Genomic DNA, 18,559 nt, shown 5'->3' on the forward strand with positions numbered 1-18,559 from the left:
ATGGCGGCCGGATGGGACTGGGACGGCGACGAGAGCCTGCTGCGGTTTCGCACCCCGTCCGACTGGGACGCCGCGTACGAACACGGCAGAGTCCGCCGTATGGGCTCAGCCGCGATCGGGCTGGCTTTCAACTGCACCCTCGCCGAGGCCTCGCCCCGCATCGTCAAGGCGATGCACTTGCCGGACAGGGCGGAGCAGGGCTTCGCGTTCACCGCGGCCGGAGCCGCCGCCCGGCTCAACGGCGAACTGACGCCGGAGCTGTACGAGGCGCTGCGCGCGGAAGGGCACGCGGGCCTCGCCGGGGACGCCATCGACGACACGCTGACCTTCGTGCCGTTCCGCGAGCTGCCGCCCTGGCTGAAGCGGCGATGGGTGTGGACGGGAGTGCGGGACCGGCTGGTGGGCCGGTGGATACGGTCGGTGGAGGCGGTGAGCGACGCCTGCTCGGCCCTGCGCCGACGCCGCTCCTGACCGGCGGCCCCGCCACAGCAACCCCTACAACACCTACAACACTTACAGCCCCGCGATCGCGTTCCACCGCTTCGCGAACTCCGTCCGCTCCTTCGACGTGATGTCCCGCGCGATCGCGAGCCGCCCCCGCATCGCGTCGTCGGGGAAGACCAGCGGGTCCTCCGCCAGCGCGGCCAGTTCCTTGTCCTTGGACGAGGCGAGGACGTCGCGCGCGGCCGGTACGGGGCAGACGTAGTTGACCCAGGCGGCGAGCTCGGCGGCCACCTCGGGGTCGTAGTAGTAGTCGACGAGCCGTTCCGCGTTCTGCTTGTGGCGGGCCAGGTTGGGGATCATCAGGGACTCGGCCCACAGCTCGGCGCCCTCCTGCGGCACCACGAACTCGATGTCCGGGTCGTCCGCCTGGAGCTGGATGACGTCACCGCTGTAGGCCTGACAGGCCAGGACGTCCCCGCTGGAGAGGTCCTTGATGTAGTCGTTGCCGGTGAAGCGGCGGATGTGCTTCGACGCCACCAGCTTCTCCACCCGGTCGCACATCCGGTGGAAGTCGTCGGCCTTCCACTTGGTGATGTCGACTCCGTCGCCCTGCATGAGCAGCGCGAACGACTCGTCGAGCCCGGAGAGCAGCGTGACCCGGCCCTTGAGATCATCGTCCCAGAGGTCGGACACGTGCTTGATCTCCCGGCCGAGCTTGCGCTTGTTGTACGCGATGCCGGTGATGCCCGACTGCCAGGGCACGGTGTTCTTGCGGCCGGGGTCGAAGCCCGGGGAACGCAGCAGCGGGTCGAGGTACTTGGTGACGTTCGGCTGCCGGGCGCGGTCCATCTCCTGCACCCAGCCGAGGCGCACGAAGCGCGCGCACATCCAGCCGCTGATGACGATGAGGTCGCGGCCGGTCTCCTGGTGGTTCATCAGGGACGGGCTGATCTTGCCGAAGAACTCGTCGTTGTCGTTGATCTCCTCCGTGTAGCGGACGTCGATACCGGTCCGCTTCTCGAAGGCGTCGAGCGTGGGCCGCTTCGTCGAGTCATCGTCGTCGGTGTCGATGTAGAGCGGCCAGTTGGCGAAGGTCAGCGACTTGTCCCGCAACGAGCGGTCCCCCGCGGCTCGCTCACCGGGTCCGATGTACGCGGCGGGCACCCCGCACCCCGCGAGCGCGCTGACGGCCGCCCCGCCGCCGACGGCTCGCAGCAGGGACCGGCGGGAGACCGACCGGCGGGAGACTGAGGAGGCTTCTCTGGGGTTCGCTCGCACTCCGGCAGCATGCGCCCGCGGCTCACGTAGGGGCAATGGACGCTGCGTCGAGCCGAGCGGTCGGGAAGCGACACCCTGTCGATCACCCGGCCGCGGCAGGGGAGTTGAAACGCGGCCGGGGAGTTGATGCGCGTCCGCCCCCGCGCACTTGCCGTGCGCGGGGGCGGACCGGGAACCGGGGGTCTCAGCCCTCGATCGACGTCATCACGTGCTTGATGCGCGTGTAGTCGTCGAAGCCGTACGCCGAGAGGTCCTTGCCGTAGCCGGACTTCTTGAAGCCGCCGTGCGGCATCTCCGCGACCAGCGGGATGTGCGTGTTGATCCAGACGCAGCCGAAGTCCAGGACCTTGGCCATGCGCATGGCGCGCGCGTGGTTCTGCGTCCAGACCGAGGAGGCGAGGGCGTAGTCCACGCCGTTCGCGTACGACACGGCCTGCGCCTCGTCCGTGAAGGACTGGACGGTGATGACCGGGCCGAAGACCTCGTTCTGGATGATCTCGTCGTCCTGCTTGAGGCCGGAGACGACGGTCGGGGCGTAGAAGAAGCCCTTCTCGCCGACCCGCTGGCCGCCCGCCTCGACCTTGGCGTGCGCCGGGAGGCGGTCGATGAAGCCGGAGACCTGCTTCAGCTGGTTGGCGTTGTTGAGCGGGCCGAAGAGCACGTCCTCGTCGTCCGGCTGGCCGGTCTTCGTGTCGGCGGCGGCCTTGGCGAGCGCCGTCACGAACTCGTCGTGGATGGACTCGTGGACGAGCACGCGCGTGGCGGCCGTACAGTCCTGGCCCGCGTTGAAGAAGCCCGCCACCGAGATGTCCTCGACGGCCTTGGCGATGTCGGCGTCCTCGAAGACGACGACCGGCGCCTTGCCGCCCAGCTCCAGGTGGACCCGCTTGAGGTCCTTGGAAGCGGACTCGGCGACCTGCATGCCGGCGCGCACCGAACCGGTGATGGAGGCCATCGCCGGGGTGTTGTGCTCGACCATCGCGCGGCCGGTGTCACGGTCGCCGCACACGACGTTGAAGACACCCTTGGGGACGATCGAACCGATGATCTCGGCCATCAGGACGGTCGACGCGGGGGTCGTGTCCGAGGGCTTGAGGACGACGGTGTTGCCCGCGGCGAGCGCCGGGGCGAACTTCCATACGCCCATCATCATGGGGTAGTTCCACGGCGCGACCTGCGCGCAGACGCCGATCGGCTCGCGGCGGATGATGGAGGTCAGACCCTCCATGTACTCGCCGGCGGCGCGGCCTTCGAGCATCCGGGCCGCGCCCGCGAAGAAGCGGATCTGGTCGACCATGGGCGGGATTTCCTCGGACCGCGTGAGGCCGGTCGGCTTGCCCGTGTTCTCGACCTCGGCCGCGATGAGCTCCTCGGCACGCTCCTCGAACGCGTCGGCGATCTTGAGGAGGTACTTCTGGCGCTCGCCCGGTACCAGGTCACGCCAGGCGGGGAACGCGGCGGCGGCCGCGTCCATGGCGGCGTCGACGTCGGCCTGCCCCGACAGGGGCGCGGTTGCGTAGGACTCGCCGTTGGCGGGGTTGACCACTTCGGTGGTCCGGCCGTCGGCGGCGTCCCGGAATTCTCCGTCGATGTAGTTACGCAGGCGGCGCAGCTCGGTGGTCACTTCCGGCCCTCCAGTCAGATGTCCAGTGGATGAGACACCCACCCTAGTCGGTACACCGACGCTTTCAACATACCCGGGGGCCCGTAGCTGCGAAATCCGTGACGATTGAAGCTTCAGACAACGAATTTCATCGATCTGACCTTGCGGAACTGTCGAGTCCTGTGCACCATGGGGTCGTGGCCAGTCGCAGCGCAGATTCCAGTAGTTCCCGGCACGGGAACAGCTCTTCTCCCATCGACGCCGTCTCCCTGGCGATCATCGAACAGCTTCAGGAGGACGGGCGCCGTCCGTACGCCGCCATCGGCAAGGCCGTGGGCCTGTCCGAGGCGGCCGTGCGCCAGCGCGTCCAGAAGCTGCTCGACCAGGGCGTGATGCAGATCGTCGCCGTCACGGACCCGCTCACCGTGGGTTTCCGGCGCCAGGCGATGGTCGGCATCAACGTCGAGGGCGACCTGGATCCGGTGGCGGAGGCGCTGACGGCCATGGCCGAGTGTGAGTACGTGGTGATGACCGCGGGCTCCTTCGACCTGATGGTGGAGGTCGTCTGCGAGGACGACGACCACCTTCTCGACGTGATCAACAAGCGCATCCGCGCCCTCCCCGGCGTGCGCTCCACCGAGAGCTTCGTCTATCTGAAGCTCAAGAAGCAGACCTATATGTGGGGAACCCGATAGCCGTGAGCAAGGACCTCAGCCAGACCGCGTACGACCACTTGTGGATGCACTTCACCCGCATGTCGGACTACGAGAACGCACCCGTGCCCACCATCGTGCGTGGCGAAGGCACCTACATCTACGACGACAAGGGCAAGAAGTACCTCGACGGCCTCTCCGGCCTGTTCGTGGTCAACGCCGGTCACGGTCGTCACGAGCTCGCCGAGACGGCGTACAAGCAGGCGCAGGAGCTGGCCTTCTTCCCGGTGTGGAGCTACGCCCACCCCAAGGCCGTCGAGCTGGCGGAGCGCCTCGCCGACTACGCGCCCGGCGACCTCAACAAGGTCTTCTTCACCACCGGTGGCGGCGAGGCCGTCGAGACCGCGTGGAAGCTGGCGAAGCAGTACCACAAGCTCACCGGCAACCACACGAAGTACAAGGTCATCTCGCGCGCGGTCGCCTACCACGGCACCCCGCAGGGCGCCCTGTCCATCACCGGTCTGCCCGCGCTCAAGGCCCCCTTCGAGCCGCTCGTACCGGGCGCGCACAAGGTGCCGAACACGAACATCTACCGCGCGCCGATCCACGGCGACGACCCGGAGGCCTTCGGCCGCTGGGCCGCCGACCAGATCGAGCAGGAGATCCTCTTCGAGGGCCCCGAGACGGTCGCCGCCGTGTTCCTTGAGCCGGTGCAGAACGCCGGCGGCTGCTTCCCGCCGCCGCCCGGCTACTTCCAGCGCGTGCGCGAGATCTGCGACCAGTACGACGTACTGCTCGTCTCGGACGAGGTCATCTGCGCCTTCGGCCGCCTCGGCACGATGTTCGCCTGCGACAAGTTCGGCTACGTCCCGGACATGATCACCTGCGCCAAGGGCATGACGTCGGGCTACTCCCCGATCGGCGCCTGCATCATCTCGGACAAGCTCGCCGAGCCGTTCTACAAGGGCGGCAACACCTTCCTGCACGGCTATACCTTCGGCGGCCACCCGGTCTCGGCCGCGGTCGGCGTCGCCAACCTCGACATCTTCGAGAAGGAGGGTCTCAACCAGCACGTCCTCGACAACGAGGACGCGTTCTACCAGACCCTGCGCAAGCTGCACGACCTGCCGATCGTCGGCGACGTCCGCGGCAACGGCTTCTTCTACGGCATCGAGCTCGTGAAGGACAAGGCCACCAAGGAGACGTTCAACGACGAGGAGACCGAGCGCGTCCTGTACGGCTTCCTCTCCAAGGCGCTCTTCGAGAACGGCCTGTACTGCCGCGCCGACGACCGCGGTGACCCGGTCATCCAGCTCGCCCCGCCGCTGATCTCCACCCAGGAGACCTTCGACGAGATCGAGGGCGTACTGCGCCAGGTCCTCACGGAGGCGTGGACGAAGCTCTGAGCCACGTCGGCAGCACGCCGACAGCTCCGAGCGACATCATGTGATCGCGTGATCGAGTGATCAACAGCGGCCCCGGGGGCGCCCGTTCGAGTGAGACGGGCGCCCCCGGGCCGCGTCGTTTCCAGGCAGCGCGGCCTGGATCCCTAGCGTGCCCAGTGACCGATCGGCCCCGCCTTCGTTCCCCCGTACGGGGGAGGCAAACTGATCTGAACCGAGGTGTACGTGATGGTGGCCCCGCCGGACAACGACGTGCTGTGGGCACGCGCCCTGCACGTCACGCACAACGGCTCGCCCGCGCTCACCGGTGTATCGGTGGGCGTGCGCGAGGGCGAGATCCTCGCCGTCACCGGCCCGCGCGGCAGTGGCAAAACGACTCTCCTGCACTGTCTCTCCGGCCAGCTCCTGCCCGAGCAGGGCGAGGTCTGGTTCAACAGCACGCCGGTGCACACGATGAGCGCGGGGGTCCGCGAGCGCCTGCGCCGTGACCGCTTCGGCTGGATCGCCCCGGAGCCGCACCTCGTGCCCGAGCTCACGGCCAGGGAGAACGTCGCGCTGCCGCTGATGCTGCGCGGCGCGTCGCACCGGGTGTCCAAGAACACCGCGCAGGAGTGGCTCGACCGCCTCGACATCGGCGACTGTGCCCGCAAGCGGCCGCACGCACTCCTCCAGGCCCAGCGCCAGCGCATCGCCATCGCCCGCGCCCTGGTCACGATGCCGTCCGTGATCTTCGCCGACGAGCCGACGGCTCCGCTGCACCGCGCCGACCGCGCCCACGTCCTTCGTACGCTGACGACCGCGGCCCGCTCGCACGGCATCACGGTCGTCCTCGCCACGCACGACACGGAGGTCGCCGCCCTCGCCGACCGGACCGTCACGCTGCTCGACGGGCGGCGCGTGAATACCGTGCATCTGCCGGGGACGGACGAGGCCGGGGCCGACTCCTCAGAGGCCGCCGATGCCACGGGCGCCGGCGACGCCTCGGAGGCCGGTGCCGGGGGCGACTCCGACGACGCGGAAGGCCGGGCCGCGTGCTCGCTCTCCGTCTAGCCCGCGGGGCCCACCCCCTGGTCCAGCTGCGCAGGCTGCTCGTCGCCGCCGCGTCGGCCGGCACCGGCTTCCTGCTGCTGTGCACGCTGGGGTACGCGATGGGACACCCGGATGCCTCCGGCGGAGCCCTGCTGCGGCTCGCCTGGTGCGTCGCGCCGATCGCCGCCACCGTCTACTTCGCCGTCACCGTCGCGCGTACCGACCCGGCGACCCGGCCGCGCTCCGGGCTTTCCGCGGTGGGTCTCGGCCCGGCCAAGCTCTCGGTGCTCGCCGCGATCTCCACAGCCGTGGCGTGCACGCTCGGCTCGATGGTGGCGCTCCTGTTCTTCCTGCACCTGCGCGGCGATCTGTCGGGGCTGCCGTTCGACGGCGCCGCGTCCGAACTGCTCGCCGCCGACTACCCGTTGCCCCTCGCCGCCGCGCTCACCCTGCTCGCCCTCGTCCCGCTGACCGCCACCGCCGCCAGCGCCGCCGTACTGCGGCCACGGACCGCGAAGTCCGGCAAGGGGCAGGAGGAACCGGCACGGATGTACGCACCGGCCGCGCCGCAATCGCCGCCGAGCGGGCTCCCCTGGGGGATCGCGCTCCTGGCGGCGGGCCTCGCCGTCGAGTCGTACGCGAGCCGCTCCGCGGGCACGCCCGGCCTCACGCTGCCGGGCGGCCTGACAGGCAGCCCCGCGGGCGTGCTCGCCGGGTGGCTGCTCACGGCGGTCGGCCTCGCGCTCGCGGGCCCCGGCCTCACGTACCTGTGCGGGCGGATCCTGCAGACGGCGAGGCCCGGCGCGATGCGGCTGCTCGCCGGGCGCGGGCTGCAGGAAGAAGCCCGGCGGATCGGGCGGCCGCTCGGGGTGCTCTGCGCGGTGGGTTCCGGAGCGTACGCGGCGCTCACGCTCTACGCCGGTGACCGGCCCGCCATCGGTCCGCTGACCATGCTCGGCGCACTGCTCGTCGCGGGCTGCGCGGTGCTGACCCTGGCCACGGTCACCATCGAGGCCAAGCACGCGCGCGCCGACACGACGTCCGCGCTGCTCCAGCTCGGGGCTCCGGCATCCATGCTGCGCGGCACCGCTGCGCTGCGGGCAGGGACACTCGCCGTCGTGATCGGGCCGCTGACCTGGGTCGTCGCGGAGCTGGCGGCGGTGCCGCTCGCCAGGTGAGCGGCTTTCGCCGAAAGTGCGGGAAGAAAATCCGCGACGGGCGATGAGTTCTGCGTCGAACGTACGTCTACCCCTCCGTAGGACACGGAACGCACGCGCGCAGCACACGGAACGCACGCGCACGCAGAACTCACCGCAACGGGAGACTCCTCATGTACCAGCAGATGATCTTCGTGAACCTCGCCGTGAACGACGTCGACAGCTCGAGGAAGTTCTTCACGGAGCTCGGCTACTCGATCAACCCGCAGTTCTCGACGGACGACTGCGCCTGCGTCGTGATCAGCGACACGATCATCGCGATGATGCTGAGCAAGAAGCACTACCAGCAGTTCACCGAGAAGCAGATCGCGGACCCGAAGACGACCAGCGAGACGCTGCTCTGTCTGAGCGCCGAGAGCCGCGAGAAGGTCGACGAGCTGGTCGACAAGGCCGTGGCGGCAGGCGGCACCGCGGGCAAGACGCAGGACTACGGCATGATGTACGGCCGCGCCTTCGACGACCTGGACGGCCACACCTGGGAAATCATGTGGATGGACCCGTCCGAGGTGCAGGGCTGAGAGCTGTCGGCGCGGGCTTGTCGGCGTGGGCTTTCCGGTGCGGGGCGTGGGTCTCAGTGCGGCGGGGCTTCCGGCGTGGGCTGACGACCGGCGCCCGGCGCGGCCTGCTTAGCATGGGCGGATGCAGCCGACTCCCGAACCCGCGTCCGCCTCAGCATCCGCATCCGCCGCCCGGCCCTCGCCCCGCCTTCCGGGCGGCGACCGTGAGATCGAGTCGCTCGCGGAGTTCGACGACCTCGCCGCACACGGCTCGCTCGCCGGATGCCGCGTCCAGGCCATAGACCTGACGGGGCGTACGACGGCGCTGCGGGACTGCGACGCCACCGGCGCGGTGTTCCTCGGCTGCGCGATGGAGCAGGACGCGGTGGACGCGGTGCGGGCGGCCGGGGCGCTGGTGTTCCCGCCCGTCCCCGGCCTGCCGTTCAACCCGTACCGCGGTCTTCTCTACACGCCGGACGAACTGTTCGCGGGACTCTCCGACAGCGGGTACGAGGCGACTCCTGACGCCCGCGCCTACGCGTGGTTCCAGGAGACCAAGGCCGACGGCGACGTCTTCTCCTCGATGCTCCGCGCGATCCACGACGACTCGGTCTCGGACGCCCTCGACGAACTGCTCGTCAGCGCGCGGGTGGTGGGCGTCATGGGCGGCCACGCGATGGCCCGTGGCACGGAGGAGTACGAGGGGGCGGCACGGCTCGGGCGTTCGCTCGCCCGCGCGGGATTCACGGTCGCCACGGGCGGCGGCCCCGGCGCGATGGAGGCGGCGAACCTGGGCGCGTACGCGTCCGTCTTCCGTGACGAGATGCTGGACGAGGCGCTCGAACTCCTCGGCAAGGCCCCCTCCTTCACGCCCTCGATCACCGAGTGGGCGCGGGCCGCCTTCGACGTCCGCGAGCGCTGGCCGTCCGGCGGCGCGTCGGTGGGCATCCCCACGTGGTTCTACGGCCACGAGCCGCCGAACGCCTTCGCCACCCACCTGGCCAAGTACTTCGCCAACGCCACCCGCGAGGACGGTCTGCTGGCGCGCTCGAACGCGGGCATAGTGTTCCTCCCCGGCGCGGCGGGCACCCTCCAGGAAATCTTCGACGCGGCAACCCCGAACTACTACGAGTCGCGCGGCGAACCGTCCCCGATGGTCCTGGTGAACCGCACCCACTGGACGGAACACCTCCCGGCCTGGCCACTGCTGCAGGCACTGGCACAGGGCCGCTCGATGGAGTCGAAGATCGCCCTGGTGGACAAGGTGGAGGAGGCCCCGGCGGCACTGGCAACGATCCAGTCCGGCGAGCACTCCAGCCCGTCCGGCGAGCACTTCAGCCCGTCCGGCGTTTGAGGACGAACTCGGCGGAGCCGGTGATGAGGCCACACCCGGCGGACTTTCCAGCCCGTCCGGCGAGCACTTCAGCCCGTCCGGCGTTTGAGGACGAACTCGGCGGAGCCGGTGATGAGCCCGCGCCCGGCGGACTTTCCAGCCCGCCCGGCAGGCTTTCCAGCCCGTCCGGCGTTTGAGGACGAACTCGGCGGAGCCGGTGATTTGACGGCTCCCAAGGCCCGGGCCCCCGCGCCGAGCGGGTTTTCGGGAAGGGGCGGGGTTGGGGAAAGCGACTTACCCGAACGAGGCCCGCTCCAGCCAAAAGTCCAGCAACTCCCGCTCCCCCAACACCTCCACGGCCCCGCCGTCCAACGGCCGCCGCCGATAAAACGCAAGCAACACCTCAGTAAGCGGCCCCCGAAGCGCAACACTCGCCTTCTCATGCCCCCGCCGCCACTCGAACCCCTCCTCCCCGAACTCAATGACCCACTCCGCGTTCAGCCCCGCAGTCGCATCAGTCGCATGCAGATGAATACTCCGCCCAACCCCCCGCAACTCCGCCGCGCTGTCCGACGGCTGAGTCCGCTGCACGAACCGCACGATCTCCAGCCACTCATCGATCGCGTCGGCAGCGACATCCGGCGCGACCTCGTAGGCAACCCCCGCAGCAATAGCCGCATCCGCCCGGTGAACAGCCACCTCATGCGTCATGCGCCGCACCCAGAACCCGGCGTTCTGCGGCTCCGCCCAGCTCCACACCGAGGTCTCGGCACTCACGCCGGACAGCGTCGTCAGGGCAAGCTCGGCGGTCTCGGCCAACCAGGCGTCGAGGGCGGCGGCATCGTCCCCCTCAGGGCCCCGAATGCCGGGGACCTCCTCCTCCGGAATGGCCTCCGTGGCCCGGGTCGCGACCAACCGCTCCGCCCACCGCACGGCACCGCCGACATGGCGGGCGAGGTACCCCAGGGTCCACTCCGGGCAGGTAGGCACCGTGGCCGAAAGGTCGGCACCGGCCAGCGTGGCCCGCAGCCGGCCCAACTGATCGACTATCTCGGCGCAGTAGCGGTCGTATCCCAGGGACTTCGAAGACGTCATGAGCCGCACCTTAGGTCGGCCGCAACCCAGAGGCACCTGAGTTTCGCCCCACTCCCGCGAGAACCCCGCTCCCCAAAAGCCGCTCCCCCGAGGCCCCCACCACCTCACCCCAGAACCACAACATCCCCCGCATCAAACGCAACCCCCACCCGCTCCCCCACTCCAGGCGCATCCCGCAACGCACAGGCCGCCTCAAGCCGCGGCCCCACCCGGGGCTCCAGATGAACGGCGACATGAGTACCCCGGAAGGTCCGCGCCGTCACCACGCACGGCACCCCCTCATCAGCAGCCACCAGCCGCACCCCGGCGGGCCGCACAAGGAGCCGGCACGCCCCGTCCTGCGCACCGTCCGGCACCGGAACCTTCCCCCAGACGGTGTCCGCCACGTCACCCACGACCGTCGCGTCGACGACGTTGTCGAAGCCCAAGAACCGCGCCACGAACTCGTCCGCCGGATGCCGCCAGACCTCGAGCGGCGTACCGGACTGCGCGATCCGCCCGTCCCTCATCACCACGACCCGGTCCGCGAGCGCGAACGCCTCGCCCTGGTCGTGCGTGACCGCGAGCACCGTCGTACCCAACTCGTCGAACAGCTCGCGGAGTTCGACGACAAGCCGCTCCCGCAACGACCGGTCGAGCTGCCCGAGCGGCTCATCGAGCATGAGCAGTCGCGGCCTCGGCGCGAGCGCACGCGCCAGAGCGACCCGCTGCTGCTCCCCGCCCGAGAGCGAGGCGACGGCCCGCCGCTGCGCACCCGGAAGCCCCACGAGGTCGAGCAACTCGGCCACCCGGTCGGCCTGTTCGCCCCGCGAAACCCCGTGCATGCGCAGCCCGAACGCGACATTGCCCGCCACGTCGCGCTGCGGAAACAGCTGATGGTCCTGGAACATCAGGCCGACCCCGCGCTTGTGCGCGGGCACGCCCCGCTGATCGCGGCCGTCGAGCAGCACCTGCCCACCGTCGAGGTCCTGGAGCCCGGCGACCGCACGCAACAGCGTCGACTTGCCGCTGCCGCTGGGGCCGAGCACGCACACGATCTCGTGCGGCGCGACCTCCAGACCGACCCCGTCGAGGACGGCCCGCGCCCCGAACCGCACGGTCGCATCCGCCAGCGTCAACAGACCCGCACCCACACCCGGCCCCTTGCCTGCACCCACACTCACTCCCGCACCCACACCCGACCGCTCACCCGACCGCTCACCCATCAGATCAGAACTCCCCAGTCGTGCGGTCGGTACGGAGCCGTTCGAGCAGCAGCAGCGACACCGCGCACACCACCATCAAGATCGTCGAAAGTGCCATCGCCTGCCCGTAGTTGAGCTCCCCCGCCCGTCCGAGAAGCCGGGCGACGGCGACCGGCAGCGTCGGATTGTCCGGCCGCGCGATGAACACGGTCGCGCCGAACTCCCCCAGGGAAACGGCGAAGGCGAACCCGGCGGCGATGAGCAGCGCCCGCCGCACCATCGGCAGGTCGACCTCCCGCCACGCCCGCAGCGGCGACGCCCCGAGCACGGCCGCCGCCTCGCGCAGGCGTCCGTCCACCGCGCGCAGGACGGGCAGCATGGTGCGTACGACGAAGGGCACGCCCACCAGGGCCTGCGCGAGCGGCACCAGGATCCACGTGGAGCGCAGATCGAGCGGCGGCTTGTCCAGCGTGATCAGGAACCCGAAGCCGACCGTCACCGCGGAGACCCCGAGCGGCAGCATCAACAGCGCGTCGAAACCGCGCACCAGGCGCCCGGCCTTCCGGGTGAGCGCCGCCGCCGCGAGCCCGCCGATCACCAGGGCGATGGCGGTGGCGGCGAGCGCGTACTGGAGCGAATTCCAGACGGCCTCGATCGGCGGGACGAGGAAGGCCCCGCCCTCCGCCGATGTCAGCTCCTTGTAGTAGGTGAAGCCGTAGCCGTCGGGGCCGCTCAGCGAGCGCTCGATCAGCACGCCGAGCGGCAGCAGTATCAGTACGGCGATCGTGACCATGACCCCGCCGAGCAGCGTCCACTGCCCCGCGCCGCGCGGCCGCCGCGCCACAGCTGACGCGTCGACGAGCTTCAGCGCGGTCTCCCGCCTGCGCACGGTCCACGCGTGCACGGCGAGGATCAGGCCGACCGCCGCGAACTGCACGATCGTCAGGACGGCGGCCGTCGAGAGGTCGAGGAGCTGGGCGGTCTGCCGGTAGATCTCGACTTCGAGGGTCGAGTACGCGGGTCCGCCGAGGATCTGCACGACGCCGAAGGAGGTGAACGTGAACAGGAAGACCATGAGGGACGCCGCGGCGACGGCGGGCCCGAGCGCCGGCAGTGTCACCGTCCGCCATGCGGCCCACCGCGAGGCGCCGAGCATCCGCGCGGCCTCCTCCTGGCGCGGATCGAGCTGCGACCAGAGCCCGCCCACGGTCCGTACGACAACCGCGTAGTTGAAGAAGACATGCGCGAGCAGAATCGCCCACACCGTGGTGTCGAGCCGCACGCCCCACATCTCGTCGAGCAGCCCGCCCCGCCCGAGAAGGGCGAGGAACGCGGTCCCGACCACGACGGTCGGCAGCACGAACGGCACCGTGACGACCGCCCGCAGGACCTGCTTGCCCCTGAACTCGAAGCGCGCGAAGACGTACGCGCCGGGGAGTGCGATGACGAGCGTGAGCAGGGTCGAAGCGAGCGCCTGCCAAGTGGTGAACCAGAGCACGTGCCGGACGTCGGACTGCGCGACGACGTCCGCGATCCGCCCGAACTGCCACTGGCCGCCCACCTTCAGGCCGCGCGCGATGATGGCGGCGACCGGGTAGGCGAAGAAGACCGCGAAGAAAGCGACGGGCACGGCCATCAGGCCGAGCCGCGCCGCACTCCCGCGCCCGGCCCTCTTGCGGGCCGGGCTCTTTACTTCAGTACGAGCGAGGTCCACGACTTGACCCACTGCTCGCGGTTGTCGGCGATCTTCTTCGGGGCCAGGGTCTCCGGCTTGTCGATCGTCACGCCGTGCTCGGTGAACAGCTCGGGCAGCTCGGTCTTCTCGCGCACCGGGTTCACGAACATGTTGAGCGGCATGTCTTCCTGGAACTTGCTGCTGATCAGGAAGTCGAGCAGCGCCTTGCCGCCCTTCTCGTTCTTGGCGTTGCCGAGCAGACCCGCGTACTCGACCTGCCGGAAGCAGGTACCGGTCGCGACGCCGGTCGGCGCCTCCTTGGGCTGCGGCTTGGCGTAGAGCACCTCGACGGGCGGGGACGAGGCGTAGGAGACGACGAGCGGCCGGTCGCCCTTGGCCTTCTTCCCTCCGGCGGACCCGGAGAACTCTTCGTTGTAGGCCTGCTCCCAGCCGTCGACGACCTTGACGCCGTTGGCCTTGAGCTTCTTCCAGTAGCCCTCCCAGCCGTCGTCGCCGTACTGGGCGGCGGTGCCGAGGAGGAAGCCGAGACCGGGAGAAGAGGTGGAGGCGTTCTCGGTGACCAGCAGATCCTTGTAGGCGGGCTTGGCCAGGTCGGCAAAGGACTTCGGCGGCGCGAGCTTCTTGTCGGCGAAGTACTTCTTGTCGTAGTTGACGCAGATGTCGCCGCTGTCGACGGGCGTGACGCGATGCTTGCCCTGATCGACGCGGAACTGCGAAGCGACCTGGTCCGACCCCTTGGCCTCGTAAGACTGGAAGAGACCGTTGTCGAGCGCGCGGGAGAGCAGGGTGTTGTCGACGCCGAAGAAGACGTCCCCTTGCGGGTTGTCCTTCGACAGGATCGCCTTGTTCACGGCGGCACCGGCGTCCCCGTCCTTGAGGACGTTGACCTTGTACCCGGAGCTCTTCTCGAACTCCTTCAGTACGTCCTTGGAGACGTTGAAGGAGTCATGGCTGACGAGCGTGACGCTCTTGGAGTCGGCCTTGTCGCCACTGCCGGACGAGCTGCCGCAAGCGGAGAGCGCGACAAGCGAAAAACCAACCGCGACCGCGGTAACGGTGACCTTCTTGGTGCTGACCTTACTGATGCTCACTGAGTTGATTCCTCCTGGAGTGACCAGGAAGAGACGCGGCCCTGCCCGCGGACCAGGCCGTATCGGACCGGTCCGCGGGCAGGGCGCAACAGCTTGAGTGGTGTCCGAACTTCCTACCCGGAATGACCCGGGCAAGGTTCAGAGGGTCTGCGGCCAACCTGTCCTTGGTGCCGCACTCTCAGCGCTGTGGCGCTCCCCTGTCGGAATATGAAGATGTGTTCCGGCTATGAAGATGTGTTCAAGCCAGACTAACGCTCCGACGCGGCAAGCTGGCCGCATGCCCCGTCGATCTCCTGACCCCGGGTGTCACGAACCGTGACAGGTACCCCGTGAGCGGCAATGGCGTCCACAAAGGCCTTTTCGTCCTCCGGCCGCGACGCCGTCCACTTCGAGCCCGGCGTCGGGTTCAGCGGAATCAGGTTCACGTGCACGGGCTTGTTCCTGAGCAGCCGCCCGAGCCGGTCACCGCGCCACGCGTGGTCGTTGATGTCCCGGATCAGCGCGTACTCGATGGAGAGCCTGCGCCCCGACTTGGCGGCGTACTCCCACCCGGCATCAAGCACCTCACGCACGTTCCACCGCGTATTGACGGGTACGAGGGTGTCGCGGAGCTCGTCGTCGGGCGCGTGCAGCGAGATGGCGAGCCGGCACTTGAAGCCCTCGTCGGCGAACCGGTGGATGGCGGGCACGAGCCCGACGGTCGAAACGGTGATGCCGCGCTGGGAGAGCCCCACACCGTCCGGCTCGGGGTCGGTCAGCCTGCGAATGGCTCCGGTGACCCGGTTGTAGTTGGCGAGAGGCTCGCCCATCCCCATGAAGACGATGTTGGACAGCCGGGCGGGCCCACCGGGAATCTCCCCGTCCCTGAGCGCGCGCATCCCGTCCACGATCTGGTGCACGATCTCGGCGGTGGACAGATTCCGGTCGAGACCGGCCTGCCCCGTCGCGCAGAACGGACAGTTCATGCCGCATCCGGCCTGCGACGAGATGCACATCGTCACGCGGTCGGGATAACGCATGAGCACGGACTCGACGAGCGTCCCGTCAAACAACCGCCACAGCGTCTTGCGAGTGGTGTCGTCATCACAGCTGATGTGACGCACCACGGACATCAGCTCGGGAAGCAACGCCTCCTGCAGCTTCCCGCGCGACCCGGCGGGGATGTCGGTCCACTGCTCCGGGTCGTGCGCGTACCGCGCGAAGTAGTGCTGCGAGAGCTGCTTGGCGCGAAACGGTTTCTCGCCGACAGCGGCGACGGCTTCCTTGCGCTCGGCGGGCGTGAGGTCGGCGAGATGCCGCGGCGGCTTCTTGGCTCCGCGGGGCGCGACGAAGGTGAGTTCTCCGGGTACAGGCATGGTGGTTCCAGTGTCGCAGACAGCGGGAGCCCGGCCAGGTCACCGCGTTTGGGTGGTGGTCGTCGTTGGTCACCACTGGTGGGTGCGGGCCCCCCTTGGACGGCCCACAGACGGCCCAGCAATCCGCTGGCTGAACTGGGAGAAGAGGGCCCCGACACTCTGCCTAAGCCCACTTGCTGACACGGCCCGCAGGCGGGGCGGGCTGAGCCCGCATTGCAAATCAAGCGGCTCAGCGCAGGTCAGGCGTAGCAATGTGGCACGCCGCGGCTCAGAGGCTTCGGAACTTCGCCCGCCCTGCACATCTGGCGCCAATGGAATCCGATCACACGCTCCCGGAGCCGGACGCGCACCGATGTATGCCAACTCCGGCGGATGCCACAGAGCAGGCAGGAGGTCACGCGGCGTCACGCAGGATTAGGCACGCCAGCCTTGTACGCACGGATCGAGGCGTGCCCACACTGTCGACCCGGCACCAACCTCGGCGTCTTGGATTAGGGCGGCGCCCCAAAGGCCGAAGCGGTGACGAGCGTGCTGGGAAGTACCGTCGGCGACCTGCTTCAGGGTAGGCCGTAGCGCCTCGCCGAGTCGACCGGGTAGCCGCATCGAGGGTGCGAGATTGCAGAAGTTGAGCGCAGGCGCCCGTCGCAAGGAACACACTGACTGCATGGCTCTGGACATCGATCACACTGCCCCATTCCGCACTCCCCTACAGTTGCGATCCCTTGTTGTTGCGATCCAAAGCGCTGGGGAACACGATGAGAGCGACTGGATTGAATGGAAATCCAATTACGACTTGAGCGAGAAAAGCACCAAAGCTACGCTTGCGCGCCACATTATCGCCCTGGCAAATCGCACTGTAGAGAAAAGCCGCCAGGCGGCCGGAGGGCACGGCTACATTATGGTCGGGGTCGAGCCGAACAATCTCGAAGGTGTTCGCACCGTAGATTTGGCTGACCTGGAATCAGGGGTTCGCCCCTACCTCGGGCCTCTCGGTCCTGAATGGATCCCGGCATACATCTCCTATGAAGGTAAAGAAGTCCTAGCAATTTCCGTAGATCCACCCCGACAGGGAGACAGAATCCACACACTCGAAAAGGCGTTTGATAAATATTACGCCGGGATGATATTCGTTCGCAGGACGGCTCAAACCGTACTTGCGGACCCTGGAGAAGTATTAGCCCTAACACAGAGGGCCCAGATTGTAGAGGATCGTCAATCCCTGACACTCGCGAGCCCCGAAGAAGTAATTTCAGTCCCTTCCTGGCCATGGCTCGACGAGACACTTCGATCCATGCTGAACGAGGAAAGGAAAGAAGTTGAAGCTAAGGGACGTAGGAGGGTTGCCCATCAGTTCCTTCCCGCCATCAATAATGACCCTCGCACCCTTGATGATTACACCGAGGAAGCAAGGCAATACCTAGAAAGATACAAAACCTACCTGTTCGAAGTTGCTGTGCAGACGTTCGTGCGCTCAGGACACGGCGCACTAGAGATGCACCTCACGAACAGACAAGAGCGCAGCTATCAGCAAGTAAGGGTGGAAGTGGAACTCCCCCCTGGCTTCGCCGCCTATATGGCCAAAGAATACGCCGGTGACGATATCGAGCCGCCAAGTAGGCCAATACCACTGGGAGAGCAGCATTTTTCGGCAATTAGCAACGAAATCCATTTCGGAGATATAATTTCCCGATCCTCAGGCCTCGACCTTGATGCACGGGTTGAAGATGGGAGAATCATTTTCGACATAGCAAGTCTTCGGGCGGAGGAATCCCTACCTCTTCCCGTTTTGCACCTCCTAGCACCATCAGACCTCAACAGCGGTGCGATTCAATTAGCTTGGTGGATTACTGCAGTAAACGCCGTCGGCAGAACTAAGGGCGCTATCGAAATCGAAATCGAAATCGGTACCACAGTCGAGAGACAGCACGAGGCGTCCGACGAGGACTGACGAAGCATTGCTAGAACCTCACAGTTGCATTCCCTCCAAGGGAGGACTCGCCACATGCCATTGGACGATGACGTAAATCAGGCGCTCTTCCGTCTGCACTTCGGCTTCAACGCTCCCCTCTGGAAGTCGGCGATCCAGCTCCAAATTAGCCGACTTCAACCGGTCGAGGAGTTAGCGATCCGCCATTTTTCCGCTTGGAAGGCGATCGAGGCAGGCTCAGCTTCAGAAGATCAGTTAGCCGTCCAGCGCGACCTAGAAACTGCTTTTTTATCTGATCCAGATGCCGATCGCGCTTTCAAGGTTCTCCTACACCCGACGGCAGGGCCGGACGCGGCGTTCCTGGTTGTCGCAATGCGAGGCCTTCTATCTTCTGCAGAACAGATGGTCAAACAAGTTGCCCCATTGGGTAAGGAATCCGCGCTCCGCAGTGCGGTTGATGCATTCACCAGCGCTCAGCCTCTCGTGAAACACTTCCGTGACGTGCTCATCCACAATGATGAGTACAGCGTTGGTCAAGGGAGGTCTCAGAACAAAGCCATCACCACTGAAGGTATAGGTGTCACCCAGGATGACACTGGCCGAATCCTCGTAACCTGGGGAGGTCACGCCCTTATCCTTCTTCAAGCCGCTGATGATGCCATGAATCTGTGGCGTGCGCTCAGTGGCGAATTCTGGGGTAAACTGACTTCTTAGGTATGGTGTCCCGCTGCCAACTATGCAAGTGATCCGCCTT

16 protein-coding genes are annotated in these 18,559 nt (G+C 67.6%); 9 read left to right on the plus strand and 7 right to left on the minus strand.

Annotated features, from left to right (window positions below; translation table 11 throughout):
* The gene (locus ACWFR3_RS22070) at positions 1-471 is read left to right on the plus strand and encodes a hypothetical protein (protein ID WP_453736308.1); all 471 of its coding nucleotides are present in this window, start codon (positions 1-3) and stop codon (positions 469-471) included.
* Between the two features lie 42 nt (positions 472-513).
* Here ACWFR3_RS22070 and ACWFR3_RS22075 read toward each other — a convergent pair whose 3' ends face one another.
* Both ACWFR3_RS22075 and ACWFR3_RS22080 read right to left on the minus strand, forming a co-directional pair.
* Positions 514-1,722, minus strand: coding sequence for an ABC transporter substrate-binding protein (locus ACWFR3_RS22075; RefSeq protein ID WP_453736309.1), 1,209 nt, complete (start codon positions 1,720-1,722; stop codon positions 514-516).
* 184 nt (positions 1,723-1,906) lie between these two features.
* On the minus strand, positions 1,907-3,346 hold the full coding sequence (locus ACWFR3_RS22080; RefSeq protein ID WP_453736310.1) for a gamma-aminobutyraldehyde dehydrogenase: 1,440 nt from the start codon (positions 3,344-3,346) through the stop codon (positions 1,907-1,909).
* Between the two features lie 161 nt (positions 3,347-3,507).
* Here ACWFR3_RS22080 and ACWFR3_RS22085 point away from each other — a divergent pair, with 161 nt between their 5' ends.
* The 6 genes from ACWFR3_RS22085 to ACWFR3_RS22110 all read left to right on the plus strand — a co-directional run bounded on the left by ACWFR3_RS22085 (position 3,508) and on the right by ACWFR3_RS22110 (position 9,478).
* Positions 3,508-4,020: an Lrp/AsnC family transcriptional regulator gene (locus tag ACWFR3_RS22085; protein ID WP_453736311.1), complete on the plus strand. Its 513-nt coding sequence runs from the start codon at positions 3,508-3,510 to the stop codon at positions 4,018-4,020.
* Complete coding sequence (locus tag ACWFR3_RS22090; RefSeq protein WP_453736312.1) at positions 4,005-5,384, plus strand: aspartate aminotransferase family protein; 1,380 nt, start codon at positions 4,005-4,007, stop codon at positions 5,382-5,384. Before ACWFR3_RS22085 ends, ACWFR3_RS22090 begins: the two co-directional genes overlap by 16 nt.
* A 225-nt stretch (positions 5,385-5,609) precedes the next feature.
* Positions 5,610-6,431, plus strand: coding sequence for an ABC transporter ATP-binding protein (locus ACWFR3_RS22095; protein ID WP_453736313.1), 822 nt, complete (start codon positions 5,610-5,612; stop codon positions 6,429-6,431).
* The gene (locus ACWFR3_RS22100; protein WP_453736314.1) at positions 6,413-7,588 is read left to right on the plus strand and encodes a hypothetical protein; all 1,176 of its coding nucleotides are present in this window, start codon (positions 6,413-6,415) and stop codon (positions 7,586-7,588) included. Before ACWFR3_RS22095 ends, ACWFR3_RS22100 begins: the two co-directional genes overlap by 19 nt.
* Positions 7,589-7,740: 152 nt before the next feature.
* Complete coding sequence (locus ACWFR3_RS22105; protein ID WP_361194027.1) at positions 7,741-8,145, plus strand: VOC family protein; 405 nt, start codon at positions 7,741-7,743, stop codon at positions 8,143-8,145.
* A 121-nt stretch (positions 8,146-8,266) separates the two neighbouring features.
* Positions 8,267-9,478 (plus strand): LOG family protein, encoded by a 1,212-nt coding sequence (locus tag ACWFR3_RS22110; RefSeq protein WP_453736315.1) that lies wholly within the window; start codon positions 8,267-8,269, stop codon positions 9,476-9,478.
* Between the two features lie 273 nt (positions 9,479-9,751).
* On the opposite strand, the gene ACWFR3_RS22115 is transcribed toward ACWFR3_RS22110, so the two are convergent.
* The 5 genes from ACWFR3_RS22115 to rlmN form a co-directional block, all read right to left on the minus strand.
* A complete protein-coding gene (locus tag ACWFR3_RS22115; protein ID WP_453736316.1) occupies positions 9,752-10,552 on the minus strand; it encodes a maleylpyruvate isomerase family mycothiol-dependent enzyme in 801 nt (266 codons plus the stop codon).
* Between the two features lie 104 nt (positions 10,553-10,656).
* Positions 10,657-11,709 carry an ABC transporter ATP-binding protein gene (locus tag ACWFR3_RS22120; protein ID WP_453736317.1) on the minus strand — a complete coding sequence of 351 codons (1,053 nt, stop codon included), beginning with the start codon at positions 11,707-11,709 and terminating at the stop codon, positions 10,657-10,659.
* 52 nt (positions 11,710-11,761) lie between these two features.
* Positions 11,762-13,450: an ABC transporter permease gene (locus tag ACWFR3_RS22125; RefSeq protein WP_453736318.1), complete on the minus strand. Its 1,689-nt coding sequence runs from the start codon at positions 13,448-13,450 to the stop codon at positions 11,762-11,764.
* Positions 13,426-14,523 (minus strand): thiamine ABC transporter substrate-binding protein, encoded by a 1,098-nt coding sequence (locus ACWFR3_RS22130; protein ID WP_453736319.1) that lies wholly within the window; start codon positions 14,521-14,523, stop codon positions 13,426-13,428. The genes ACWFR3_RS22125 and ACWFR3_RS22130 overlap by 25 nt, the downstream gene beginning before the upstream one ends.
* 248 nt (positions 14,524-14,771) lie before the next feature.
* Entirely contained in the window at positions 14,772-15,878 is a 1,107-nt protein-coding gene (rlmN, locus tag ACWFR3_RS22135; protein WP_361194044.1) for a 23S rRNA (adenine(2503)-C(2))-methyltransferase RlmN, read from the minus strand.
* Positions 15,879-16,542: 664 nt separating this feature from the next.
* Here rlmN and ACWFR3_RS22140 point away from each other — a divergent pair.
* Positions 16,543-17,826 (plus strand): ATP-binding protein, encoded by a 1,284-nt coding sequence (locus ACWFR3_RS22140; protein WP_453736320.1) that lies wholly within the window; start codon positions 16,543-16,545, stop codon positions 17,824-17,826.
* A 54-nt stretch (positions 17,827-17,880) separates the two neighbouring features.
* The gene (locus tag ACWFR3_RS22145) at positions 17,881-18,519 is read left to right on the plus strand and encodes a hypothetical protein (RefSeq protein ID WP_453736321.1); all 639 of its coding nucleotides are present in this window, start codon (positions 17,881-17,883) and stop codon (positions 18,517-18,519) included.
* Positions 18,520-18,559 lie beyond the last annotated feature (40 nt).

Source organism: Streptomyces sp. NPDC055189, from assembly GCF_053606765.1.

Coding starts and splice junctions, on each gene's coding strand:
- ACWFR3_RS22070 (WP_453736308.1), top strand. CDS start 1: ATGGCGGCCGGATGGGACTGGGACGGCGACGAGAGCCTGCTGCGGTTT.
- ACWFR3_RS22095 (WP_453736313.1), top strand. CDS start 5,610: ATGGTGGCCCCGCCGGACAACGACGTGCTGTGGGCACGCGCCCTGCAC.
- ACWFR3_RS22105 (WP_361194027.1), top strand. CDS start 7,741: ATGTACCAGCAGATGATCTTCGTGAACCTCGCCGTGAACGACGTCGAC.
- ACWFR3_RS22110 (WP_453736315.1), top strand. CDS start 8,267: ATGCAGCCGACTCCCGAACCCGCGTCCGCCTCAGCATCCGCATCCGCC.
- ACWFR3_RS22115 (WP_453736316.1), bottom strand. CDS start 10,552: ATGACGTCTTCGAAGTCCCTGGGATACGACCGCTACTGCGCCGAGATA.
- rlmN (WP_361194044.1), bottom strand. CDS start 15,878: ATGCCTGTACCCGGAGAACTCACCTTCGTCGCGCCCCGCGGAGCCAAG.
- ACWFR3_RS22140 (WP_453736320.1), top strand. CDS start 16,543: ATGGCTCTGGACATCGATCACACTGCCCCATTCCGCACTCCCCTACAG.
- ACWFR3_RS22145 (WP_453736321.1), top strand. CDS start 17,881: ATGCCATTGGACGATGACGTAAATCAGGCGCTCTTCCGTCTGCACTTC.